Raw genomic sequence first — 24797 nt, forward strand, 5'->3', positions numbered from 1 at the left:
AGGTGCGTGCGGCAATGAGCAGACAGCATAAATTAATTGAGGAAAGAGAAATACAGAAATTTCGTAAATTGAGATGGTCATCGGTTGCTAAGGCAGCTGCGGTAGTCATGCTGCTGAGTGCACTTTCAGCTGCTATGAGTCCGCTCAGCTATAATCATGTTTCTGCTCAAAGTTCAGCTAAAGGGATAAGTGCGGCTGAGCAGGTGGATGAACGGAAGCCAGTGGCAATCGTAATTGACGATTTTGGCAATAACATGAGCGGAACTGAGGAAATGATGAAGCTTCCAGTCAAAATTACAGCGGCGATTATGCCTTTTATGCCAACGACTAAGAAGGATGCAGAGGAAGCGTATAGGCTTGGCCATGATGTCATTGTTCATATGCCGATGGAACCGAACAAAGGGCTAAAAAGCTGGTTAGGCCCTGGAGCGCTCACAACTGATTTAAGCGATGCTGAGGTGCGTAAACGGGTAGAGGATGCCATTGACGATGTGCCTCATGCCATTGGGATGAATAATCATATGGGCTCAAAGGTGACAGCAGATGAGCGAATGATGCGAATTGTGCTAAGCGTGTGCAAGGAGCGGGGGCTCTTTTTTCTAGATAGCCGGACCACCTTCAAAACGGTTGTTCCCAAATTAGCCAAAGAGCTGGGCGTGCCGACTGTCTCCAATGATGTATTTCTCGATGACGTTTATACCGTTCAGCATATATCCAAACAAATCGGCGTGCTTCGCAAGCATTTGGAGTCACATGACAGCTGCATCACGATCGGACATGTTGGAGCACCTGGGAAATATACATCCTCGGTTCTCCATCAGTCCATACCTGCGATGCAGCCTACCGTGAGATTCGTGAAGCTGACTGCGCTTATTGGCGGAGAATCAATGAACGATCCACTTGTATTGCCTAATCCCTGAAGCAATCGCTTCAGCAACTTCTTGCTGACGCTGCGGATCTGTCAGCATCGTACGATCATGCTCGCTGCTAATAAAGCCCATTTCTACAATTACAGCAGGGTCCTGCACCCTTCTAAGTAAATAAAACGGTTTTCCTTCCCTTGGGAGGAAAGCCGTATTTTGTTGTCGATTAAGCGCATCTTGTATGCAAAATGCAAGCAACGAGCTTTCACCGCTGCTCTGATGCAGCACTAGAGGGCCTTTCTGCATACTTTTCTTAGACCAATTGACATGCAAACTAATGAGCAGTTCACTTTCAATTTCATCGGTTAATTGCCGGCGCTGCGATAAATCTTTACGATGTCTCGAACGTGTATTATGCCAACGATTATCGTCACTGAGTGCATAGTCGCCGGTTCGATTGAGTATAGCCGGTATGTTTTGGCTTCGCAAAATAAAATACAGCTTACGCGCAACAGCTAAATTAATGTCCTTTTCTAAAATATCAGCTGATGAGGCTCCCCCGTCAATTCCGCCATGTCCAGCATCGATGATGACGACAGTTGACGGAAGCGCCCAGTCCTGATTGTAGCCTACCGGCAAAAGAGGCCATGCAAAAGCGCTGGATGAGCTGCTGGAAGCAGCCAGCCATACTACAACAAAGGTTAGTGCCATTTTACGAAACATGCTGATTGTTCCTCCAGATTTCTTTGACATACGGTTAGCGTGGCTGTTTGGAGGGAAACTCATGCATGTTTAGATTGGATGGTTAAGGGGCAAACTTAAATTATTAATTCATACGGTATTGAAAGGACTGATTAGCATGGCAAAAGGCGATGAATACGTGAAATTTATGACCGAAAAATTTATAAATTATATGGAGACACCAAGGGAAGAACGGAAACAAACCAACGTATTAGCCAAATCTCGGAGAGAGCCTTGGCTGACGCGTTGGTTCGGATGGGGACCAGTGAGTGTAATGTTATGGTGGCGTGGACGCGCTGAGCGTCATCGGTAAAAGTGACCAAGCTCGATTAAAAGCTGAAGGGGAATATAACGGCGATCAGAACCGTCCTCGCTTGCTTCAAGCGCGACATAGATTTGACCGTTATCCCATTTGTTATATCCGACGACAGACCAGACATATAACATCTGGCCATCAAACAGCTCAGCGGTAAAGCGGAGCTGTTCTTTGTTGTTTATTTTGGCAAAGAGAGGTGTGTAGGAATTAGAGCTTAATGTGATGGGTTTGTTCGTTAGCCAGGGAAGCTTATCGAATGGATTAAATGACGGCAGCGAGACTTGTTTAATAAGGACTGCTTTCTGAGTGTTAAGTAATGGATCCGCTTTATCAAGCTTAGTTGCGGCAGCATTTGTCCAATCTTCCTTCTTGGCAGGGAGCGATTCACCGCTGACAGCATCTGCATAATACGTTTCTTTATCTGTCGTTATTTTCCATGCGGCAAGGAGAGGATGAACATATATTCTTTCGATTTGGTTTGCAGGCTTTAAAAGCTCCAGCTGCTTTATCGCTCTAGAAAGGGTGCTTTCATCGAATAATGGATGACTGTTTGTTCCGTATTCACCCAGCTGATATCCACCTGACTCCACCGCATTAATGACAAGATAACCGACAGTATTTTTATTTTGCATGACAAGCACAAGCCAGCTATGCGTTCCAGGGCCAATAGGAGAAACAATGAGCGTCGACTTCTTCCATGCGGCAAAAGAAGGCTGTACAGCCAGTTCTTCGACCCAGCGCTGCGCTTGCTGCTGAACAGGCTCATAAACGGTTGTAGGATTAGAAACGGCCGCAGCAGCTTGTGGCTGCAATCCGCCTGCATACAATACAATAGCGGTCAAAACACATGCCGCTGTAAGCTTGATGAATTTTTTTGGCATAATTAATCACCTCCATATCATTGTATAGGACAAGCTTTAAGAAGGCTGTTGCAACCTGTCGCGTAAGGGCGGCCTTGTGACCGCCTTTTTTTGACGTATTGCTGCGGATAACGTCAGATCCATGTCAATCGATACCCTCGAGATGAAAGATGCCGCAGTTAATGGCGGACGCAGTCACTCTAGGCTCATATTGCCATCTGATTTCGGATTGACGCTGAGCGAATTGCTCCTCAATCGCTGGTTTGTTTTCTTCGATTGCATTCTTAACAAGCGGCTCGTAGTAGCCGTTAATTCGGTCAAGCTCTTCCTTCAACCTTGCTGATGCACTCTCAGCCCAGCTGTAATCATAGCTGCGAAGCTTGCGCTCCAACGTTTGCTCTATGATGCTAAGCGCTTTATTGAAGGAGAGGCCATTTTTGGTGATATGAATATTTGCCGGCAGGCGAGGCGTAAGCTTGTGCGTAAGCAAGCGATCGTAGAAATGCTCCACACATTGGCCAGTCGCGAGCGAGACACCGTAACTATGAATTTCTTCGCGCTTGCGATCACAAGCGAACTCTACCCGCATATTGACAGACAGCCATGCGGTGTAAGGGGTCGAGGTAAAGGGATTGTTCGAGCGTTTGTCTGACTCCTGAAACAAATGGACGAAGCTGCCCTTAGCTTTTGCAGCATCAAATATTTGCTCGAGCTTGCGTGCGCCAAAAAACAAGTCTTCACGCGGAATGCGAACGGGTGCCGCTAAGCTGCCGTGAATGAAGCCTAGCGAACGCCCAAGAGCGGCATTCGCTGCTGTATCTTGCGCGTTCAGCGCAGCATCCTGTTCGGCGTTCACGACTTCAATTTTTTTGAGCTCCTCGGCAGCGTCATATTTGTTCTTGTCCGTTACAAACAAGAATGTCATCGTCTCTGGTTCTGCGTCGACACGATCGACGAAGCTCCAGTAGTAGGGACGATTCGTAAGTTCACGGTCGGCGTGAGGAGAGAGCTTCACCGTGAAATGGCTTGGTGATTTTTCTAAAATTGAGCATTCGGTAGCTTCTAAATAGCGGTTTACAAATTTGTGCACCTGTTTTTCGTTCAAGGCTGCACCTCCACGGTTTGTCCAAGCGTATCCAAATTCACTAGCAGGTCGGGACTTGTCGGCAGCGGGTTTTCGCCTGTCAGCACCTCTTCACGAATGCGGCTGAGGGAGGAGCCCAAATGATTAATTTTTTGTTTTAAATCCGTATCGTTGCCCGATTCTAGCAGCATTCGAGCAAGTCGCTGCTCCAGCGAGCCATCCCCTTTTTCAAAACGCTCCAAAATATGATCAAGCTCGCCAATAACAAGCTCGAACAGGTTTATTTTTTCATGCAATAGGTTGACGATATGCTCTTCAATGGTACCGATTGTGCACAGATTGTAGATTTTTACGTCTTCCGTTTGCCCAAGGCGATGCACCCGTCCAATGCGTTGTTCGACTCTCATTGGATTCCAAGGCAGATCGAAATTAATCATGTGGTGGCAAAATTGCAGGTTTATCCCTTCGCCGCCAGCTTCCGTTGCGATGAGGATTTGCGCGCGCCCGCGGAATAAATCCATCATCCAATCCTTTTTGCCGCGGTTCATACCGCCGCGATAAGGGACGGCAATCATATTTTGAGCACGGAAAAACTGCAGCAAATATTCCTGAGTAGCCCTGTATTCAGTGAAAATGATAACCTTGTCATCCATCTCTTTGACAAGCTCCATCGCTTTCTCTGCTTTGGTATTAGCTTTGATATTACGAATTTTCTCTACGAGCTCCCATATTTTTGGACGCATAGGGGAGTCCTCGGACGTTTTCTTAAATAGATTTACAAGCGTTAGAAAAACCGCATCGCGGCTGCTGCATACTTCACGCTGAAGGGTAACGAGTGAGAGCATGCTCGATAAATCGCCGCCGCTTTCTTCATACCGTTCCTTAACGAAGCCCGTCACCGCGTCGTACAGCGCTTTCTCTTCTTCTGAGAGAGTAAGCGGTATATTTTTGACAAAACGTTTCGTGAAATGAATGCCGCCGTCCCCGCGCCGATTCCGAATCATGACGCCAGAGAGTGCTTCCTGCAGCTGATCTTCATTTTTCGGAAGCCGCTTGTCGACAACAAAGTTTGCTGCAAATTCACTTTGGCCGCCCAATTGACCAGGCTTGAGCAGCGTAATGAGATTGAACAGCTCGTCCATATCGTTTTGGATAGGGGTAGCCGTAAGGAGCAAGCAATATTTTTTGCGTAAAAGATTAGCAAACTGATAGTTCGTCGTTTTCTTGTTTTTCAGCTTATGTGCTTCATCGATGATGATGATGTCATAATCTGTTCCAAGCACAATCTCGCGATGCGGATCACGTTTTGCGGTATCGATAGAAGCGACAACTACATCATATCCCCATGTATGCTCCTTCTTCTGGGCTACGGCAGAGATGCCGAATTTCTGATTAAGCTCACGCACCCATTGAAGCACAAGTGAAGCGGGGACAAGAATAAGAATACGCTTAGCTAAACCGCGCACAATATATTCTTTGAGCACGAGTCCTGCTTCGATCGTTTTGCCAAGTCCAACCTCATCGGCCAAAATCGCACGGCCGCCCATTTCATGCACCACTTTGCGCGCTGTGCTGATTTGATGTGCCATTGGCTCGAAGGCTGGAAGAGATCGCAAGCATAACAATTCTTCGAAGCTTTCAATTCGTTTCGCTTGCTCGGCTTCCATAGCGAGCTGATATAACGTCCAATCATCCCATGGGCCGCCTTTTGTTAAACGGTTTTGCAGTTCTTCAAACCAAGAGCGGTCATGCTGCAGCTCAACTAAAGGATGAAGCTTGCGAGAAGTAAAGGCAGTGCCTGCTTCTCCTGAGGCAGCCTGCGGCGTCGTCTGAAATGTCATCTAGTACAGCTCCTTCCGCAGTAAAAGGGATAAGTTGTTATTAGTATTGCCTTTTCATCTAATATTAATAAGATGCTGCTTAAAAAAGAGGATGGACTAGCAATATAACGAGAGTGGGCATGTAAGCGGACAGGTTTGCTAAATTTCGCCACAAACGAGCATGAAAATCAATATGTAGTATAGTATAATGGTTTTATGACACAATATATTGTGCTAAAAGCATATCTGATCTTACTTATGCCTTCAGCACGTTAGTATGAGGGAGGAAGCAGCTGCGATGGAGATGTCTGGTGGAAATCGGCTTGAGGGCCTTAGTGAAAAAATCTTTTTGGATCGATATGCGTGGAAAAATGCAGATACGAGTAAAACGGCGATCGGCGATATCGTGCTTGTTCTAACGAAGGATGATCCGAAATTCCCTGTCAAGGAAGTCGGAGAAGTTATCGCCCGTGATGGCAGCAAGGTTACCGTAAAGCTTAGAAACGGCGAGCATGTGGAGTCTACAACAGAGAAACTTACGCTTACGATTGAGAAAACGCCTGAGGAAATGTGGGATCGTCTTGCAGATGCGATGGCATCCGTTGAAGATGGATCAGAGAAACAAAAGGAATGGCGGGACAAATTCAGATACTTATTAGATGATTGGAAGCTGGTTCCGGGCGGGAGAATTGCAGCGGGGGCTGGAGCTAGTGAAGAGCTGACGCTATTTAATTGTTATGTCATTCCCTCGCCTAAGGATAGCCGCGGAGGCATCATGACAACGCTCACGGAGATGACTGAAATTATGGCGCGCGGCGGCGGCGTTGGGATGAATTTATCTTCGCTGCGACCTCGAAGAGCGATAGTTGCAGGAGTGAACGGTTCATCGAGCGGTGCCGTGTCATGGGGCGGGCTGTTCAGCTATGCAACGGGACTCATTGAGCAGGGCGGCAGCCGCCGAGGCGCCTTGATGCTTATGATAAATGATTGGCACCCGGACGTATTAGAGTTTATAACGGTCAAACAAACGATGGGTCAAGTGACCAATGCCAATCTGTCGGTATGTATCAGCAACGCTTTTATGCGGGCTGTAAAGGAAGATTTGGAATGGGAGCTCGTATTTCCAGATACCAAAGATATAGAATATAACGAGCTATGGACCGGTGATCTGGATGCATGGCGCAAGCTTGGCAAAAAGGTTATCCCCTACAAAACGGTGCGCGCTCGTAAAATATGGCAAGCGATTATTGAATCCGCATGGAAGTCAGCCGAGCCTGGCGTTGTCTTTATGGAGTATTATAATCAAATGTCGAACAGCTGGTATTTCAATCCCATTATTAGTACGAACCCTTGCGGTGAACAAGGCTTGCCGGGCTGGGGCGTCTGTAACTTGTCAGCTGTAAACCTATCGAAGTTTTATGATGAAGAGAAGCATGACGTTGCTTGGGATGAACTTGCTAAAGTTACACGCTGGTCTGTAAGATTCCTTGATAATGTCATCGACAAAACACCCTATCATTTTGAAGAAAATGAGCGCAATCAAAAGCTTGAGCGGCGTATTGGGCTCGGAACGATGGGACTAGCTGAGCTTATGATTAAGCTGCGTATCCGATACGGCAGCGCAGAGTCATTGGTTTTTCTAGATAAGTTGTATGGATTTATGGCTAGGGAGTCTTATTTGGCGTCTTCAGAAATCGCTGCTGAGAAAGGTTCGTTCCAAGCGTTTGAAGCTGATAAATATGTTCAAAGCGGATTTATGAAGCAATTGATAGCCGAATTTCCGGAGATTGGCGACAATGTGGCCTTGAACGGCATGCGAAATGTGACGGTCATTACACAAGCGCCGACTGGCAGCACAGGAACAATGGTCGGAACGTCTACGGGAATCGAGCCTTATTTTGCATTCGAATACTATCGTCAAAGTCGTCTTGGTTTTGACAAACAAGATGTTCCGATTGCAGCGTCTTGGAAGGCGTCTCATCCGGGGGAGGAGCTTCCAGATTATTTCGTAACCTCGATGAGTTTGTCGGCTGAGGATCATATTCGGGTACAGGCGGCTATACAACGCTGGGTGGACAGCTCTATTTCCAAAACAGCCAATTGCCCGGCAGATTTCACAGTGGAAGAAACAGGAAGATTGTATGAGCTTGCTTTTGAGCTCGGCTGCAAGGGTGTGACGATTTACCGAGATGGCAGTCGTGATGTTCAAGTTCTCTCAACGTCTTCAAAAGAAGAGAAAACAGAAGCATCATTTGATGCGGATTTGGTGGAAGCCGTTGTCCCAGCAGCCGTGCAACCTGAGCAGGAGCTGGATAAGCAGTATAAACGCAGACCGCAGGTGCTGCGGGGTGCGACCTATAAGGTGAACACACCATTTGGCATGGCTTATATTACGATAAATGATCTGAATGGCACACCAGCAGAAATTTTCTTGAACGTAGGCAAGGCAGGTTCGGATGTGTTTGCGATGGCTGAAGCATTAGGGCGTGTATGTTCGTTATTTCTGCGTTATGGTGATCATGGAAACAAGGTGAAGCTGCTCGTCAAGCATTTGAAAGGGATCGGCGGATCGGGGGCAATTGGATTCGGAGTCAACCGAGTGGAGTCCATTGCGGATGCCGTTGCAAAATCGCTTGAGATTCATATGGAGAATGGGACGGAGCAGGAGACGGCAGCGAAAATAGTGCAAAGAGAAGAAGCAGCAGCGTCTGCGGATTATCCGGCGATCTCCAAAGCTGCTGTAGACACTACTTCCGTAGATTTGTGCCCCTCTTGCGGCTCGGCAGCGCTTATTAATATAGAAGGCTGCAAGCAGTGTACGCAGTGCGGCTTTAGCAAGTGTAATTAATAGGGTATAGAAATGAATTAGGCAAGCAAAAAAAGAGAACCTCATGGTTCTCTTTTTTATTTTGTGTAGTCTTTCCAATAATGCAAAAGAGTTAGGCTGGCTCTGGAAAGATATGATGACGCTCCAGCAGTGTCCACAATTGTTCGACGATATGGCTTAAAAGTCATATCGTCCCCGTATTGGCGATGAACGCAATTAGCATAACAAGCGATAATCAATTCAAAAAAATGGCGAAGAACAAAAAGCTGCTCATGCAAATGATTAATCGATGGATCCCCCTATGAAATCGCAGCGTTAATGAATAAGCTTACAATTTTAAAACAAAAATCTAATGTTTTGACTCCACATTTGGATGAGATTGCTCAGCAATTCAATGCCAAGTTTGTAGAAATAGCGAAACAAAACTAGCATGATTTTCAAACAAAAAAGACCATTCTCCTCGTATAGGTGAAGGGTTTGGTCTTTGCAGGTTCATTATTCCCGTTCTTTTCTTTTCGAATAATTTTGTATCGCATCGTTCAATAGGGCATAGTTGAAATCCGGCCAGCTTTTATCCGTAAACCATAATTCAGCATACGCTGCCTGCCATAGTAGAAAGTTGCTCAGCCTCTTTTCACCGCTTGTCCGAATGATTAAATCAACTGGCGGATAATCGGAGGTAGCGATCGCTTTCTCAAATTGTTCATCGAAAGTGAGCGGGTCTGCTCCGCTTGCGATGAGCTTTTTTGCAGCTTGCAGGATTTCAGTTCTCCCCCCGTAATTAAGAGCCATATTTAGAAGCATGCCAGTGTTGTTCTTCGTTATTTCACAGGTTCGCTGTATGACATCCACTGTATGAGCAGGAAACGAGCTAATGTCGCCGATATAAGTTACTTTTACATTTTTTTTATTTAATTCGTCGATCGTTTGATTCTGAAAATATTTGATAGGCAGCTCCAATAAATAATCAACCTCGGCTTTCGGCCTTCTCCAGTTCTCTGTTGAAAATGCATATAAGGTCAAGCAGCTAAGCTTTAGCGAAATCGATCTTTTTATGATTTTCTGCATCGTTTTCATCCCGTAAAAGTGTCCAACGTTTCGCGGCAGCCCTTTGCGAGTTGCCCATCTCCCGTTGCCGTCCATAATGATCGCGATATGTTTTGGAAAATATTTGTAACGTTCCTGCTTGAAAAATAAATGTGACCACAGCATGACTTTCCTCCTCAAGCAAGTTAACATTCTTTTTTTTATCTAGATACGACCCACAATATCAAGGTTGCTGCCGGTACGAGCAGTAATTGTGCCAGCACGGTGCCCATCACACGGGACAACATAAGCAGACCGAATACTTTAGTTAACGCAGCGCTTTTTTTCTCTCCCTTTAGCACTTTATCCGTCAATAAGCCGATTTCAGGATCAATAAGAAGTGCTAGCAGTATCGTTGCTACCCCATTAATGAGCCCTGATGATTGAGAAGCGGAAATCGCATGCTCGGTCGTCATAGAAGAAGCGAGTAAAGCGGCCAGCACGCCAATCGTATATACCGCGGTTACGATAATGTTGAGTAAAAACAATCGTTTCGGTATGCCGCCAATTCTTAATCGCGCCAGCATCCCCAGCTTTGGTAGACGGATATGTGAGCGCGAGTTTTTAAGTTTCTCAATAGATACCGTCGTTCTCAGCAAGCCTGGGATAGAGCCTGCTACCTCCAAATGGGCAATGACTCGTCTAGCCAGCATGACCGCGGTTGGGAATGCTAGCATCGCAGCAATTGTTCCGAGTGACGCACTTAAGATTATGATTCGAAATTGCTCAATCAGTGAATACTCCATGGAAGTTTTGGCGGAATCGATGAGCTTTCCCATAAGCGGTGCTTGCACCATGTTGGCTGTTCGCGATACGAGCAGGATAATGCCAGTTAGTGATATAGCGACTGCTATTTTTCCCATACGCACGCCAGCTAATCGAAGAGAGTATGTAATCGTTTCTGCAAAATGAATAATAAACGTAAAGCTGCTAACTAGAATAATCTGCTCAAGCATGGCAGCACCTCTTTCCCTTATGGAGGTAAGATTCTACTATCATTAAATAGGAAATACCGAAATTAAAAAATAGAAAGTAAATAAGCAAGTTTTTCTTATTTTATGTTTGAAGGAGCGTTCTCATCTCTCATCTAGCAAAATATTAGTTGTGAAAATGGTAAACTCAGACTCTATCAGCTTGTAAGCAATGCTTGCAAAAAGAGAGCGCTTTATTGACAAAATACATATAATCGAATAAGATTCACCTATCTGAAAGGTAAAAAGGATGATAGAAATGATTCAGAAAGTTAAGAAACAAAATGTTCATGAGTTGGTCTCAGAAGAGATTCAAAAATACATCGAGGTTAAAGGTTTGCAGGAGGGGGACAAGCTTCCATCAGCCGAAGAACTGACTAAATTATTAGGTGTAGGACGTTCCTCTTTGCGCGAAGCACTGAGGTATCTTGAAGCTATCGATATTGTTAAAGTGGTGAATGGAAAAGGTATATTTGTTAATGATTCTGAGTCCTATCGCTATAGCGGAAAGGTGAAAATTGAGAATGAGAAGAAGTTTCTTCTTCATATTCTTGACGTGCGCAGAGCTTTGGAAGGAAAGGCTGTAGAGCTTGCTGCTATACGGATTAGCGACGAAAAAATCGAGAAGATGAGACTGTGTTTAGAAGAGTATGATGTGTGCAAAAACAGAGGTCTGGATACATCGGCAATTGACTATAAGTTTCACCAGCATATTTATGATGCTGCCGCTAATCCGCTGCTTCACAGCGTCTATGAATCTATCTCTGAATTAATCAAACGTTTCTTTGCTGGCCCATTCGGCGTCAAGGAATTATTTGATAACACGTATCCGTTCCATCGTACGTTATTTGATGGTATTGCCAAACATGATGTACAGCATGCATTAGCTGAATTTAACAAAATGATGGATATTATCGAGGAAACGATACGTCATTATTAATTAAAATTTGTTATTGACAAGATGAAAGTGCTTACATTATATTTAACCTATCATACAGGTAGATAGTATGACACTATGTCTCTAGGGGGATTCATATGTTTGGTAAACCAATGAAAACATGGATGTTATCCGCTTTGACGGCTGTAATGGTTTTTACTCTCACTACAGCTTGCAGTTCTTCAAATGATGGGAAAAAGCCTGACAGCGGAAGTAAAGAGAAAGTAATTACGCTTCGCATGATTGAAAGCTTGACCAGCCCGAGTCGTACAGCATTGATTAAAGCAAGCATCGACAAATTCATGGCCCAGAACACGAACATCAAGGTTGAATTGATTTCTCCACCGTTTGATCAGGCTGATAACAAAATCAGAACGATGTTGGCCGCCAAACAACCGCTAGACGTTTTGGAAGTACGCGATCTTAACGTTGCGGAGTTCGTAAATAACAACTACGTAGAGCCATTGAACGATTACACAGGCTCATGGAGCGACTTTGGCACTGTAACGGCTGTTGCTAAATCCGTTGCTTCCGTCAAGGATAAGCTCTACTTCATACCAAACGGATTGTATCAGCGCCAATTGTTTTATCGTGCAGATTGGTTGAAGGAAGCGGGAATCAATGCTCCGGTTACCTACGAAGAGTTAGTTAATGCATCTGTTAAGCTGACGGACGCTGCGAAGAACCGTTATGGCTTCTCATTCCGTGGCGGTCCTGGTGCGAACGGTGTTCCTGATACATTGATCCAAGCGTACGACGCAGACAAAATCAATGTTGATGATGCGATGTTCCTGAAAGATGGCGGAACAATCTACTCTTCTCCAGAAGCCAAAACGGCACTAGATCTATATGTGAAGCTGTACAAAGAAGGATCACCTCCGGATTCTATTAACTGGGGCTTCCAAGAGCAGGTACAGGCATTTACTTCTGGTGTAACTGCATTCCTTTTGCAAGATCCAGACGTTATTCAAGTATTGAGCGAGAACATGCAAGAAGGCACTTGGGCAACGGCTCCAATGCCTACTGGCCCATCAGGCAAAGCGATGATTTCTGCAGGTGGAGCAGGTTGGGGTATCACTTCCCACTCGACGAACAAAGAAGCTGCTTGGAAATTAATTACGTTCCTATCCTCGCCTGAGGAGAATACACAGCTATCCAAAAGTCATGGTACTGTACCGATCCACTCTTCTGCTACAGAGGATGAGTTTTTCCAAAAAGGACCTTACAAAACTTTGCTTGATATGACGAACAAACCAGATACGTTCATCAATTTCAAACCGCCATTCGAATATCCAGCTAATGGACAATGGGGTACCGTCGCTATGGAAAGTGGTCAGGCGATGCTGCTAGGTCAAACTTCAGTTGAGGATACGTTAACGAAGTGGAATGAATATTGGGCGAAAGCGAAAGCGGACATGAACAAATAATCTGAAAAATAGTGATGGGTGGCTCAGCAGCCGCCCATCGCATTTTCTAAGTCAAGGGCGGTGATTGCATTGAGAAAGCAGCGAACGTATATTTTGCTCAGCTTGCTACCAGCTTTGGTGTTGCTGCTCATATTTACGTTTTATCCATTCCTGCAAGGGGTAGTCATGGCGTTTCAGAATTATGTTCTGTTCGATCTGACGAACGTTCGATTCATCGGATTCCAGAACTTTGTAACCGCATTCCAAGATGCTAAGTTTCTGAAAGCAATGACGAATAGCGCATACTGGGTGTTTTTCTCCTTAACGTTTCAATTTTTGATTGGCCTATCACTTGCACTGATTTTACGCAAACCGTTTAAAGGCAGAGGGGTATATCAAGGGTTTATCTTTTACTCTTGGGCTTTGTCTGGTTTCTTAATCGGCTTGATTTGGAAATGGATGTTCAACTCCCAAATGGGCGTTATTAATGATCTATTAATGCGCATCGGTCTTATTGATACTAGAATCGGTTTTCTCTCTGATCCAGATTGGGCGATGTCATCGGTCATTATCGCCAATGTATGGTACGGCATTGCGTTTTTTGCAATCATGCTGCTTGCGGCACTTCAATCGGTGCCAGCTGATTTGTATGAGGCAGCGGATATGGATGGAGCGGGGAGCATTCGCAAATTTGTTAATGTCACCTTTCCTTTTATTCTTCCTACGATTATCGCAACGACTTTGCTCAGAGCGATATGGATATTCAATGACCCAACGATTATTTACGGTTTGACTAACGGCGGTCCTGCGGGAACAACCCATATTTTATCCTCACTAATGCTGGATAAAATCATTTACGGCGGGGACTACGGGATGGCATCGGCAATTGGTGTTACGATGATCGGCATACTAATCTTGTACACGATTTTCTATTTGTTTGTGACCAAGTCGGAAAAGGTGGGTGATTTTTAAGATGAAGCCACGCATACTGACAGGTCTGAAGGTGCTGTATCTAGCGTTGCATTTTGTAATCATGGTATTTCCTTTATACTGGATCGTCATTACTTCACTTAAGCCTCAAAAGGATATATTCTCTTTTCCGCTTCAATATTGGCCAAAGCAATTCACGCTGGATAACTATATCCAGATTTTTAAAATATCGAAATTCCATATTTACATTTTCAACAGCTTATTAGTAGCCGTCCTTGCTGCTGCTATCGTTATTTTTATAGCGACTCTAAGCGCTTATGTCATGGCCCGCTTTCAGTTTAGAGGGCATAAACAGATTATGATGGCGTTTTTCGTTACGCAAATGCTTCCGGGATTTATTGCACTAGCTCCATTGTACTTATTGATGGCGGACTTGGATTTGATTAATTCAAGGATGTCATTAATTATCTGCTACACGGTTATGCTTATTCCATTCTCAACTATTATGCTTCGAGGCTTTTTCCAACGCGTTCCGAGCAGCTTAGAGGAGGCAGCCATGATTGATGGTTGTTCGCGTCTGACGGCGTTGTTAAGAGTGATCATTCCGGTCATGCTGCCGGGCATTGCTTCAACCTTCATCTTTGCATTTGTACAAAACTGGAATGAGCTGTTTATGGCTGTCATGTTTATCGATGACGAGGCATTAAAGACGTTGCCGGTAGCTATGAACTCCTTCGTTATGAAATTTGATGTCGATTGGGGTGCAATGTCGGCTGGAACGGTTCTATCAGTCATTCCTACCGTCGTATTGTTCGCTTTTGCCCAGCGTTTCATCGTAGAGGGATTAACACAGGGAGCAGAAAAAGGATAATAAATTCATGGAATGGATAGAGGGAAACGACATGATGGAGAGAAAAGAAATGGATAATCAACTGCATACAAAAGTCTCTCACGATCAGGTAGATAAACAACATTACGGTGCGGTAACCATACCGATCTATCAAAATAGCTTATTTACTTTCGAGAATCATGAAACCTTCGATCATGCGATGCAGGATGTATTAGCTGCCAACGTATATTCCCGCGGCAACAATCCAACGGTAAAATATTTGGAAAGCAAAATCGCCGAATTGGAGGGCGGTGAGCAGTCGCGCTGCTTCGCATCGGGCATGGCTGCAATTGCAGGAACGCTGCATGCGCTGCTTCGTTCAGGCGATCATGTCATCTGTGTTGATCAGGCTTACGGGCCAACACGAGAGTTTCTAAACGAAATGTCAGAGAGATATCAGGTTGAAGTCACTTATGTAGATGGCAGTTTGCTCTCCGATTTCGAGGATGCAGTACAGCCAAATACAAAAATTATATACGTGGAGAGCCCTACATCAGGCCTTTTTCAGCTGCAGGATCTTGAAGGAATAGCTGAGCTGGCGAAAAAAACAGGGATCATTACAATGATAGATGGCAGCTGGGCAACACCTTGCTTCCAAAGGCCACTGACTATGGGCATTGATCTCGTGCTGCATTCAATGACCAAGTTTTTCTCAGGACATAGTGATTGTCTGGGCGGAGTTGTAACTGGAAGTGCTGCGCTAATTAGTAAAATTGAGAACAAAGGGTATATGCTGCTAGGAGGAATCATGACCGCTCATACAGCGTCGTTAATGATTCGTGGTTTACGTACGCTTCCGCTTCGTATGGAGCGCCATCAGAAGAGCGGCATGATCATCGCGGAGTATTTGGAGAAACACCCTATGGTCAATCGTGTAAACCATCCAGGTCTTCGTTCACACCCTCAGCATGAATTGGCACAGAAACAACTGGACGGATACAGCAGCTTGTTTTCTTTCGAATCCAAGCTTCCCGTTGTTGTCATGAAGCAGTGGGCTGATGCGCTGCATTATTTCCGGATTGCAGTCAGCTGGGGCGGTTATGAGAGTCTCGTTACGGTCAATACAACGCCAGAGCGTAGAAACCCGGACGGAACAAACCCATCAGTAGCCAGATTGTACATCGGAATGGAAGATCCGCATACGCTGATTGATGATATGGAGAGAGCGTGGAAGCTAGTAAAAGCTTACTAGGGCAAATAGTGACTCATCGGGAGTAATAGCTGCTCTTTCACCGTATTAGCTATAGCGAGCAGCAGTATTATTTTTTGAAGTGCAGGTTGTCGGGGGACGCTTGGCGGATTGCTAGCTTGGGAGCTTTAGAATCCTCGTTCCTTGCAGAGCTTATCGAGTGTAATTGGAGCAACTTGCGGATATTGGGATAGGAAAAGAAGGCTGCTGAGAACCATTGAAGGATACGATTGCTTTAGTGGATTGAACTTTCTCGACCTGCTGCTCGAGCACTTTTTTAACGATTTTCGGACATCCTTTGAAAATTATGCTAATATCATGCGAACATCTTCAAGGCCACTTCTTCGGAAGTGGTCTTTTTGTATTAGTAGAGCGTAGCAAGGGGGAGCAGTCTCGAGTTTTCGAGTTTTTGAGGTTTTGAGCAGTGCTAACGGACATCAGTTCCGCTAAATTATGGTTTAAGGGGGTTTGTAAGTGTGAAACGGACATGAGATCCGTTATTTGCGATAAAACCCCCGAAATTACACAGATTTATAGCAATTAGCGGAACCTATGTCCATAAAACTCGCAAAATGGGCTAATATTCACAAATAGCGGAACCTATGTCCGTAAGACGAGCAAAATGAGGCGAAGTGTTCAAAGAGCGGAATCCATTTCCGAATGACGAGCTAAATGAGTTGAAGTGTTCGAAAAGCGGGAACTATATCCGAAAGTTGAGCAATATGAGCTGAAGTGTTCAAATAGTGCGATGAAAATATAGTTTAGGAGGGAGTCGTGGATTTAATACGGTTTTTGAATGGATGAATCGTCAGCTTTTGAAAAATAATTTTAGACTGATGCTATAAAAGAAACAGCGGCGGACCAAGACTTGAGAAACAAAGTTTTAGACTGCCGCTGAAGTCATTCAACTAATGTGTCCCGTTAGCGTGATTCCCAAAAGCCCTTTGATATTACGGCTCGAACCCCGTTGTTGCACAGATTCGTTGAAGTTCCTCGATTGGAAATGGCGTTGTTCTGCTCTCCGAAACGAGATTCATATAGAAATCATTCATCACCATGGCTATTGGAGCATACCTCCTGATAATCGCCGCTGCTGAATCCATTACCTCTCTAGGCATCTCGCCCTCAGCATATCGGCGTATGAATTCTATAATTTCTATATGATTCGCCGCACCGCCTAAAATTCTTGCAATCCAGTTTACTAGCTCTGTTACCACAAAATACCCATCATGAGCCTTGTTCAATTTGAGAAACTCGGATTCGCTGTCGGACAGTTCAAACCGAAAAGATGTTGCAAGACCGAAATCCGCAATATAAATACGGTATCCGTCGGTTAAAATGTTCCTAAAGTGAACATCGAAATGTAATAACCCATTCGCAATCATAAATGAGACAGCAGATCGCAGGTTGAGATCCACCATGGCAAACGCTGAGGTAGTTGTATCCTCACCAATATTGACCTGTTCGATAAGCCAGTCATGAAGGTTATAGGGGATGTACTCACAAAATAGTACAACACTGTCCACGGATTGCTCAATGGCCTCGAGACGACATTGCACTGCCTCAGATCCCCAAAACTCAACCATACGGGAAACATCAATTGGCGAAGATCGCTTTAAACCAGGTAACAACCGCCAGTGATACATTAATGGAAAGCTCTCACACTGTTTCGCTAGCACCCAATTGGTGGACATGGCATGGGCGGCTACCTCACGCCACACGCCACTACCTGATGAACCTAAGCCATAGTGGAAAAACGAAGGAAGCTCGAACACGTTTCTAGTGGACATGATATTCTCTTTGCGTCTTTCTAGTTCCGTAATCGGTATAATTTTTACGAATATGGATGTGTCTTCAAGTTGCAACAGCGCCGTCGCACCACCTATGCCCGTACCAAGAACCTTAGCATCTTCCACTCGTTCTCGAAGCTGTTCATCGCTGAGCAACGATAAGGCAGTAGACACGTCTGCATAACGGGTAAGTCGAGTTTCGTGAGATACATAGAGTTCTTCTTGGGAAGTTTTCATAGATAGATCACTATCCTTTCTTTTCCTTCTTACACCATAAATTCCCGGCCACTAACCAATTATCCTGCATAACACGTTCCCATCGTAGCCGAAAATGCGTCTCCGGCACCAAGCCGTTTATAATCCGCTCGATCCGCAGTTCAATATTGGAAAGTTGCGCAAATCTCCCAGTTAGTCTAACACTATCGCCAGTCTACAACTATATTTTCCGAGTCTAATACTATATTTTTCGGTCTAATGGTTTATTTTCTTTTAACACAAAGAGCGGAATCTTTATCCTAAAGACGAGCAACATGAGAAGAAGTGTTCAGAGTATGGAATCTATGTCTGAATGCCGAACAAAATGAGGAGAGGTGTTCAATGTGCGGATCCTGTCTCTGTAAGCCAAGTAACATACGCGAATTGTTTATAGAACGGAATATTGTCGAAGATCGGCACCAATCTCTGTAAGACGAGCAATGTGAGATGAAGAGTTCAAAGAGTGGAAATGTGTCTGTAAGACAAATAACATACAGCGAAGTGTTTATCGTGCGGGATTTTGCATCGGAAGAACTTGAATAGAAGCGGCAATTTCGAGGTTGCAAGGTTTTGAGCAGTGCTATCGGACATGAGATCCGTTATTTGCGATAAAACCCTCGAAATTACACAGATTCATAGCAAATAGCGGAACCTAAGTCCGTAAAACTCGCAAAATGGGCTAATATTCACAAATAGCGGAACCTATGTCCGTAAGACGAGCAAAATGAGGCGAAGAGTTCGAAGATCAGCACCAATCTCTGTAAGACGAGCAATGTGAGATGAAGAGTTTGAAGAGTGGAAATGTGTCTATAAGACAAGTAACATACAGCGAAGTGTTCATAGAGCGGGATTTTGCATCGGAAGAACTTGAATAGAAGCGGCAATTTCGAGGATCAAAGGTTTTGAGCAGTGCTAACGGACATCAGTTCCGCTAAATAACAATTAAAGGGGGTTTTGAGATTTTAACGGACATGAGATCCGTTATTTGCGATAAAACCCCCGAAATTACACAGATTCATAGCGAATAGCGGAACCTATGTCCGTAAAACTCACAAAATGAAAATGGGCTAATATTCACAAATAGCGGAACCAATGTCCGTATGATAAGCGAAAATAGGTTAAATGTTCGAAGATTGGGATCAATGTCCATACGACGAGCATAATGAGCTAATATTCACAAATAGTGGAACCTATGTCCGTAAAATAAGCAAAATGAGCAGATGCTAGCCATTACGTCTTACATTCATCTGTCCAATCTTGGTAGGCAACCTTGCTCCAAGGCTAGTATTGGCCCTCTTAAAAAACGATGAATGGACCTAACGTTGTAGAATCCGAAAAGGCTTGTAATGCTCCATTGACAAGGACACTTATCACGCCGATCCCACTGACCCCACCAATTTCAGCGTTCCTATTGATCCCATCGACCTCAGTGATCCTTACGATCTCACCGACACCTCCGACCTCATCGATCCAATGCCCCCAGCAATCTTAGCATTCCTATTGATTCTGCAGCGATCCACTGACCCCACCGATCTCACCGAATCCATCTATCTCGCCGATCGCACGGACTCCATCGATTTCATTGATTCCACCAGCCGATTATATTGATCTTGATCTACGAATAGCTACTGACTAGGACTACAATGTAGCCTCTTCCGGTACAATCACCTGAATATGACGAGGCATACTGCTTATTTGGATGGGTAAGGAGGGCCCTTCTTCACCATCAACGTTAGTCCTTACTGATTCAGGCGAGCTTATACTTACATTTTTGGCTGTAAAATAAACCACGTCTTTATGATTTTTGAAATTGCCGAACAGCAATGACAGGCTGGCTGTAATCGTGTTGAATATAGTCAAATCCTTTATAATAAAACAGTGAAGCAGACCATCGTCAACAGCCGCGTCGGGTGCCAACCTCTCAAATCCGCCTACTGAATTGGTTAACGCAGCGAGAAAGAGTGGAGATTCTCCTTCCCATGTTTCTCCATCATATTGAATGCAAAGAGGATGAGTCGGCTGGTTCATAAGCTCTTTGATCCCTTCTTTTACGTAGGCTAAAGCGCCGAGCCGAGATTTATCGTCTGACGTAACGGAAGAGAGTGATTCAGCAAATGAGCCTACAGCAACGGTGTTGACGAACAATTGGTCATTTAATTGGCCCAAATCTACTATTTTTATTCGGGAAGAAGAGAGGGTCTGAATCGCTTTGTCGGGAAGAAGCGGTATTTGTAATGCGCGAGCAAAATCATTAACTGTTCCAAGAGGGACTACTCCAAGCTTTGGAAGATGTTCTTGATTGATAAGACCATTAATCGTTTCGTGAAGCGTTCCATCCCCTCCGATTGAAACGACCAAATCATAACTGTCCTCACACGCAGAAATACAAAACAGGGTTGCGTCCTGTTCTTTTGCCGTCTCCTTGACCGTAACCTCGTACCTTTGATCAGTCAAAAGGTCTTCCACGTTTCTGACATAGTTGAGTGCCTCTTCTTTACCAGAAGTGGGATTAATAATGATCATCGCTTTTTTCATAAATAGTATCCTCTCTATGGACATTTCTATTGAGTTCGTTCCTTAACACTTACTATTACCCCTCAAGGTTCGTCGTTAATCTGAAAGACTAGGAGAAAACGATGTAAACTTAATGGTTTGAATCCTTCAATAATTAACCTCCACCAACAGCTGTCAGTTAGCTACAGGAATGATTTGACAGTCAGAGGTTACTGTTGTAAACTCTAATCAGAGTCTACATATGTAACCTTTAGGAGTGGGATGATGAGCAGCTTAGTTTCAAAGATAACGGATTCAGAGCTTGAGGTTATGCGTGTATTATGGGAAGCCGGGACCGAGCTGCCTATATCTGAAATTAGAAAATGTCTTGAAAAATCAAGCAGCTGGGAAAGCTCTACAATAAAAACATTGCTTCGGAGATTGTGCGAGAAGGGTGTAGTCATTGCAACCAAGAAGGAAGTGTTCTATTACAAGCCACAAGTGAGCGAGCAAGAATATAACGAGCATGCGACACAAACATTAATCGATCGTTTATATTCAGGCAGTGCAAAAAGTCTAGTTGCAACGCTATTAGGAGGCAATAAGCTAAATGAAGCAGACATTAAGGAGCTGCGTACCTTATTTAAGGTAGGTGACTGAATTGAATGACATCATGAAACTTATATTGTCGCTTTCGATATCAGGAAGCATCCTCTTCTTTTTATTGTTTTTAATGAAGCCAATAATCAAGCATAAATTTTCGAAGTCGCTTCAGTATTACATCTGGATCGTGGTTCTCCTAAGATTGACGATTCCGTTTTCATTTGATGGGAGTATCATGAATGATGTTTTTAACAAAAATCCATTTCTAACAGGTCCCATTTTACAAGGTGGGGAAGCTGCAAACTTTGATATAGAGATCGACCCAACTCATGCGATCACCCTACCTCAAGCTAATGATGCTCAAGCAGTAGAAAGTATCAGAGCTGATAATTCAGAAATTTTTGTGATTACAATAATTAAGCAATATGCCATTTACGTTTGGTTAATTGGGACAATACTATCACTCTTTATAAAATTAAGAGGCTATACTCGATTTCTAAAGTATATGAAAACAGCAAGCAAACCTGCATATGATTGGGAAAATAGGATGCTTGGCATGATGTTGAATGGACGGTATAAAGCGAAGCTTGTACGCAACTCCTACATCACCACTCCTATGCTTATAGGAATGATTAGGCCAATAATCATCTTACCGGATACCCACTTCACTGAGGTTCAGCTCAAAAATATTTTGATTCACGAAATCACACATCTGAAACGGTTTGATATTGTTGTAAAATGGTTTTCCATGCTCGTTACTTCTCTGCATTGGTTTAACCCCGTAGTTTATTTTGTAGAAAAAGAGATTAACCGTCTTTGTGAGCTGTCTTGCGATGAAGTGGTTATTCGTAAATTCACCTCATCAGAGAAGCAGGAATACGGTGAAACCTTAATTGCGGTAGCCTCAAATGAACAATACCCCGTTGGAGGATTACAGGCTACTTTTAGCGATGAGAAGACGATTTTAAGAGAAAGGCTGGTGGCTATTATGCGACCTAGCAAAAGATCGACATTCATAATATTATCCTCATTCGTATTAGCTGCAGTCGTCATTTTTAGTGCAATTGCACTTGGGGCTAGTGTGGGAGCAAGCAATTCCAATGTAAGAAGCAGCATCAGTCCAGTTGAACCACCCGCTATTGTCATCTCACATGAGAGAAATACTGATCCCATCGAAAATTATACAATTCTAAAATCAAGTTGGAATGGGGTTAAGTATGATCGAATGTCCTTTTACCAAGCAGCTTGGCATAGTAAGCCTACTCTTCTAACAGGTCTGCGTCGTTTAAAGCCAGGTGAGAAATTGAAAGTCGATTTTGGAGAAAATACACCAGATAAAGTTACAGTGAAAATGGCTTTTTTGACTGAAAGCTTTGAGCAATCGTTATTGCCGATTGAAGAAGTTGCCGTAAACCATGTTAATGGAAAGTATGCATTCATTAATCCACCAACAGCTGTGAGCGACATTCCGACAACTGGCCGAGTTTATAGCATCACAGCCACTTGGGGGCAAAATAGCTGCGAATATGTTTTTGCTTCGGATGGAAAGTTTGATTACGAGCAGTTTCCCGAATAAATAGATGGTTTATTACGATTAAGAGTCGCCCAAGCAGCATGCGGGCGGCTCTTTTTTTTGTGAAAACTAGCGAGGTTCACTCTGCGTTCACAAGCTTATGATATGCTCTCACAAGCAAGTCGAGAGTAGGTTGTCAAAAAAAATACGCAGAATGTTGGAGGCTTATCATGTTATCGATTATGAAGAAAATAGGTTACAAAATAATGTTAGTCACTTTACTGGTTGCTGTTGCGGGAGTGAGCTTATTCGGAGCACAAGCGCCGGTATCGGCAGCGCAGTCCACACCCGTAAAGTCTGAGGGAGAAGCCAACTCTCTAAACGATGTCGCTGGGCTAACGGCGTTCATTGATGGTATTATGAAAGTGCATATGGACAATTTCAAGTTTCCAGGTGCGGTTATTTCAATCGTCAAGGATGGGGAAATCCTGCTCGCTAAGGGGTATGGTTACTCTAACCTCGAGAAGAACCAGCTGGCGAACCCAGAGACAGATCTATTTCGAATCGCTTCAACAACGAAGCTGTTTACTTGGACCGCTGTGATGCAGCTTGTTGAGCAAGGCAAGATCGATCTGGACACAGACGTCAATAACTATTTGAAAACGGTGAAAATACCGAAAACCTATTCAGAGCCGATTACGATGCGTCATCTAATGACCCATACCGCTGGCTTTGAAGAAGGCGGAGTCGGCTATCAAATTACTACAGATCCTAAAAAGCTGCCGGTATCGATTTCGGAAACGCTTGCCAAGCATATGCCAGCACGAGTAAGACCTCCGGGCGAGATGTCGTCTTATTCCAACTATGGCGCCGCGCTAGCAGGATTAATCGTCGAGGAAGTTAGCGGGACAGCGTACAATGATTATATACAGAAATATATTTTTGATCCGCTCGATATGAAATACGCTACGGTTCAAGAGCCTATTCCTGCTGCATTAGAAGCTTTTTCTGTACCGGGTTATGCTAAGGAAAACGGCGTATTCGCAGCTCAGCCGCCAACGTTTGAGGGGGGATTTCGGCCCGCGGGATCAGCTGCAGTATCTGCAATTGACATGGCTCATTTCATGATTGCTCATCTTCAAAATGGACGTTATGGAGAAAAGCAACTTTTGAAGCCAGAAACTGCCCTATTGATGCATGCACCAGCTTTCCAGTTTCATAAGGATTTACCAGCAATGGATCTTGGTTTCTATGAGCTGTACATGAACGGGCGGAAGGTTATTTCCCACGGCGGAGCAGATATGCAGTTTAATACGGAGCTATATCTTGTTCCAGATAAGCAGATTGGCATTTTTGTTTCCTACAATGGCGGTGACGGCGCATTAGCTGCGGATGGGCTCGCAAAAGCCTTTTTAGACCGCTATTTCCCAGTCGAGGAAGCCAGCCTGCCTCCAGTATCCGCTGAACTTAATGATGCTGTACAAAAATATGCGGGTTCCTATCAATTTACTCGTCGCAATCATACCGATATTGATAAGTTTTACAGTTTTATGTCCAAGATCAGTGTAGCAGCTTCCGGTAATCGTTTATTCATTGGGAGTGGTGCCGAACAGCAAGTATTTGAACCTATTGGACCTGATGTATTTCAACAAGTAGGCGGAGAGGGACGGATTGGATTCCGCACCGACGAATCAGGAAAAGTCACGCATTTGCTTCTTGATTTCTTACCTGCGATGCCGCTTGAACGCGCGTCGCTGCTGGATCAAACATCGTTCTGGTTTCCATTGCTTGGCATCTCAGTCTTTCTATTTATTACGGTGATACTGGGCTTCCTAAATCGCAGACGTGAAATCAGCGCGATGCCGAAAGAGCAGAAGTGGGCACATCGGCTGTCTGCAGCCACCGCCGTCTGGGCACTATCAACCGTTGTTGCGACGCTTGTTATCGTGATGAATATGGATTTGCTCACTCGACTTAGCCGCATTACACAGTCGTTGAATCTTTATTTGTTTATGCCTATTCTACTCGTTGGATTTACATTGGCAATGATCGTTTTGAGTGTGCTTGCTTGGAAAAACAAATATTGGACGGTACTAAAACGCGTGCATTACTCTCTTATTATGCTATCGGCAGTAGCACTCAGTTTGTTTTTCTATCATTGGAACTTGCTTGGATGGCATTTTGGTTGAAACAGCAATCCACCCATATGGGAAGTGCATGTTAA

Annotated in this window: 19 protein-coding genes; 11 read left to right on the forward strand and 8 right to left on the reverse strand. The window is 44.3% G+C overall.

Annotation, left to right across the window (positions count from 1 at the left end; all coding sequences use genetic code 11):
* The first annotated feature begins 14 nt into the window (after window positions 1-14).
* Window positions 15-920, forward strand: coding sequence for a divergent polysaccharide deacetylase family protein (locus AC1DOV_RS18935; RefSeq protein ID WP_477550745.1), 906 nt, complete (start codon window positions 15-17; stop codon window positions 918-920).
* Here the strand turns inward: AC1DOV_RS18935 and AC1DOV_RS18940 are convergent.
* The gene (locus tag AC1DOV_RS18940; RefSeq protein ID WP_441882839.1) at window positions 885-1586 is read right to left on the reverse strand and encodes an N-acetylmuramoyl-L-alanine amidase family protein; all 702 of its coding nucleotides are present in this window, start codon (window positions 1584-1586) and stop codon (window positions 885-887) included. The genes AC1DOV_RS18935 and AC1DOV_RS18940 overlap by 36 nt on opposite strands.
* A 136-nt stretch (window positions 1587-1722) precedes the next feature.
* Between AC1DOV_RS18940 and AC1DOV_RS18945 the strand changes: the two genes are divergently transcribed.
* Window positions 1723-1917: a YqzE family protein gene (locus AC1DOV_RS18945; RefSeq protein WP_339208618.1), complete on the forward strand. Its 195-nt coding sequence runs from the start codon at window positions 1723-1725 to the stop codon at window positions 1915-1917.
* Here AC1DOV_RS18945 and AC1DOV_RS18950 read toward each other — a convergent pair.
* The 3 genes from AC1DOV_RS18950 to AC1DOV_RS18960 form a co-directional block, all read right to left on the reverse strand.
* Complete coding sequence (locus tag AC1DOV_RS18950; RefSeq protein WP_477550746.1) at window positions 1908-2801, reverse strand: hypothetical protein; 894 nt, start codon at window positions 2799-2801, stop codon at window positions 1908-1910. The genes AC1DOV_RS18945 and AC1DOV_RS18950 overlap by 10 nt on opposite strands.
* A 124-nt stretch (window positions 2802-2925) precedes the next feature.
* A complete protein-coding gene (locus AC1DOV_RS18955; protein WP_477550747.1) occupies window positions 2926-3885 on the reverse strand; it encodes a YqhG family protein in 960 nt (319 codons plus the stop codon).
* Complete coding sequence (locus AC1DOV_RS18960; protein WP_076270007.1) at window positions 3882-5705, reverse strand: DEAD/DEAH box helicase; 1824 nt, start codon at window positions 5703-5705, stop codon at window positions 3882-3884. The genes AC1DOV_RS18955 and AC1DOV_RS18960 overlap by 4 nt, the downstream gene beginning before the upstream one ends.
* Window positions 5706-5982: 277 nt before the next feature.
* On the opposite strand from AC1DOV_RS18960, the gene AC1DOV_RS18965 reads away from it, so the two are divergent.
* Window positions 5983-8532 (forward strand): adenosylcobalamin-dependent ribonucleoside-diphosphate reductase, encoded by a 2550-nt coding sequence (locus tag AC1DOV_RS18965; RefSeq protein ID WP_477550748.1) that lies wholly within the window; start codon window positions 5983-5985, stop codon window positions 8530-8532.
* Between the two features lie 474 nt (window positions 8533-9006).
* Here AC1DOV_RS18965 and uppS read toward each other — a convergent pair whose 3' ends face one another.
* Window positions 9007-9723 carry a polyprenyl diphosphate synthase gene (uppS, locus tag AC1DOV_RS18970; RefSeq protein WP_477550749.1) on the reverse strand — a complete coding sequence of 239 codons (717 nt, stop codon included), beginning with the start codon at window positions 9721-9723 and terminating at the stop codon, window positions 9007-9009.
* Between the two features lie 35 nt (window positions 9724-9758).
* Window positions 9759-10553 carry a lipid II flippase Amj family protein gene (locus AC1DOV_RS18975; RefSeq protein WP_076270002.1) on the reverse strand — a complete coding sequence of 265 codons (795 nt, stop codon included), beginning with the start codon at window positions 10551-10553 and terminating at the stop codon, window positions 9759-9761.
* Between the two features lie 274 nt (window positions 10554-10827).
* On the opposite strand from AC1DOV_RS18975, the gene AC1DOV_RS18980 reads away from it, so the two are divergent.
* From AC1DOV_RS18980 to AC1DOV_RS19000, 5 genes are all read left to right on the forward strand, one after another.
* Window positions 10828-11508: a FadR/GntR family transcriptional regulator gene (locus tag AC1DOV_RS18980; protein ID WP_441909769.1), complete on the forward strand. Its 681-nt coding sequence runs from the start codon at window positions 10828-10830 to the stop codon at window positions 11506-11508.
* A 95-nt stretch (window positions 11509-11603) separates the two neighbouring features.
* A complete protein-coding gene (locus AC1DOV_RS18985; RefSeq protein WP_144376838.1) occupies window positions 11604-12932 on the forward strand; it encodes an ABC transporter substrate-binding protein in 1329 nt (442 codons plus the stop codon).
* Between the two features lie 60 nt (window positions 12933-12992).
* A complete protein-coding gene (locus AC1DOV_RS18990; RefSeq protein ID WP_339209580.1) occupies window positions 12993-13883 on the forward strand; it encodes a carbohydrate ABC transporter permease in 891 nt (296 codons plus the stop codon).
* Between the two features lies 1 nt (window position 13884).
* Window positions 13885-14712, forward strand: a complete 828-nt coding sequence (locus tag AC1DOV_RS18995) for a carbohydrate ABC transporter permease (RefSeq protein ID WP_076269999.1) — start codon at window positions 13885-13887, stop codon at window positions 14710-14712.
* A 7-nt stretch (window positions 14713-14719) separates the two neighbouring features.
* On the forward strand, window positions 14720-15922 hold the full coding sequence (locus tag AC1DOV_RS19000; RefSeq protein WP_477550750.1) for a trans-sulfuration enzyme family protein: 1203 nt from the start codon (window positions 14720-14722) through the stop codon (window positions 15920-15922).
* Between the two features lie 947 nt (window positions 15923-16869).
* On the opposite strand, the gene AC1DOV_RS19005 is transcribed toward AC1DOV_RS19000, so the two are convergent.
* Window positions 16870-17946: a protein kinase family protein gene (locus AC1DOV_RS19005; RefSeq protein WP_477512166.1), complete on the reverse strand. Its 1077-nt coding sequence runs from the start codon at window positions 17944-17946 to the stop codon at window positions 16870-16872.
* A 1656-nt stretch (window positions 17947-19602) separates the two neighbouring features.
* Window positions 19603-20499, reverse strand: coding sequence for a diacylglycerol/lipid kinase family protein (locus AC1DOV_RS19010; RefSeq protein WP_477550751.1), 897 nt, complete (start codon window positions 20497-20499; stop codon window positions 19603-19605).
* A gap of 243 nt (window positions 20500-20742) precedes the next feature.
* On the opposite strand from AC1DOV_RS19010, the gene AC1DOV_RS19015 reads away from it, so the two are divergent.
* The 3 genes from AC1DOV_RS19015 to AC1DOV_RS19025 all read left to right on the forward strand — a co-directional run bounded on the left by AC1DOV_RS19015 (window position 20743) and on the right by AC1DOV_RS19025 (window position 24762).
* Window positions 20743-21117 (forward strand): BlaI/MecI/CopY family transcriptional regulator, encoded by a 375-nt coding sequence (locus AC1DOV_RS19015; RefSeq protein ID WP_430060724.1) that lies wholly within the window; start codon window positions 20743-20745, stop codon window positions 21115-21117.
* A 13-nt stretch (window positions 21118-21130) separates the two neighbouring features.
* Entirely contained in the window at window positions 21131-22636 is a 1506-nt protein-coding gene (locus AC1DOV_RS19020) for a M56 family metallopeptidase (RefSeq protein WP_477550824.1), read from the forward strand.
* A gap of 167 nt (window positions 22637-22803) precedes the next feature.
* The gene (locus AC1DOV_RS19025) at window positions 22804-24762 is read left to right on the forward strand and encodes a serine hydrolase domain-containing protein (RefSeq protein ID WP_477550752.1); all 1959 of its coding nucleotides are present in this window, start codon (window positions 22804-22806) and stop codon (window positions 24760-24762) included.
* Window positions 24763-24797: the final 35 nt, after the last annotated feature.

This window comes from Paenibacillus sp. 01T47, from assembly GCF_056398245.1.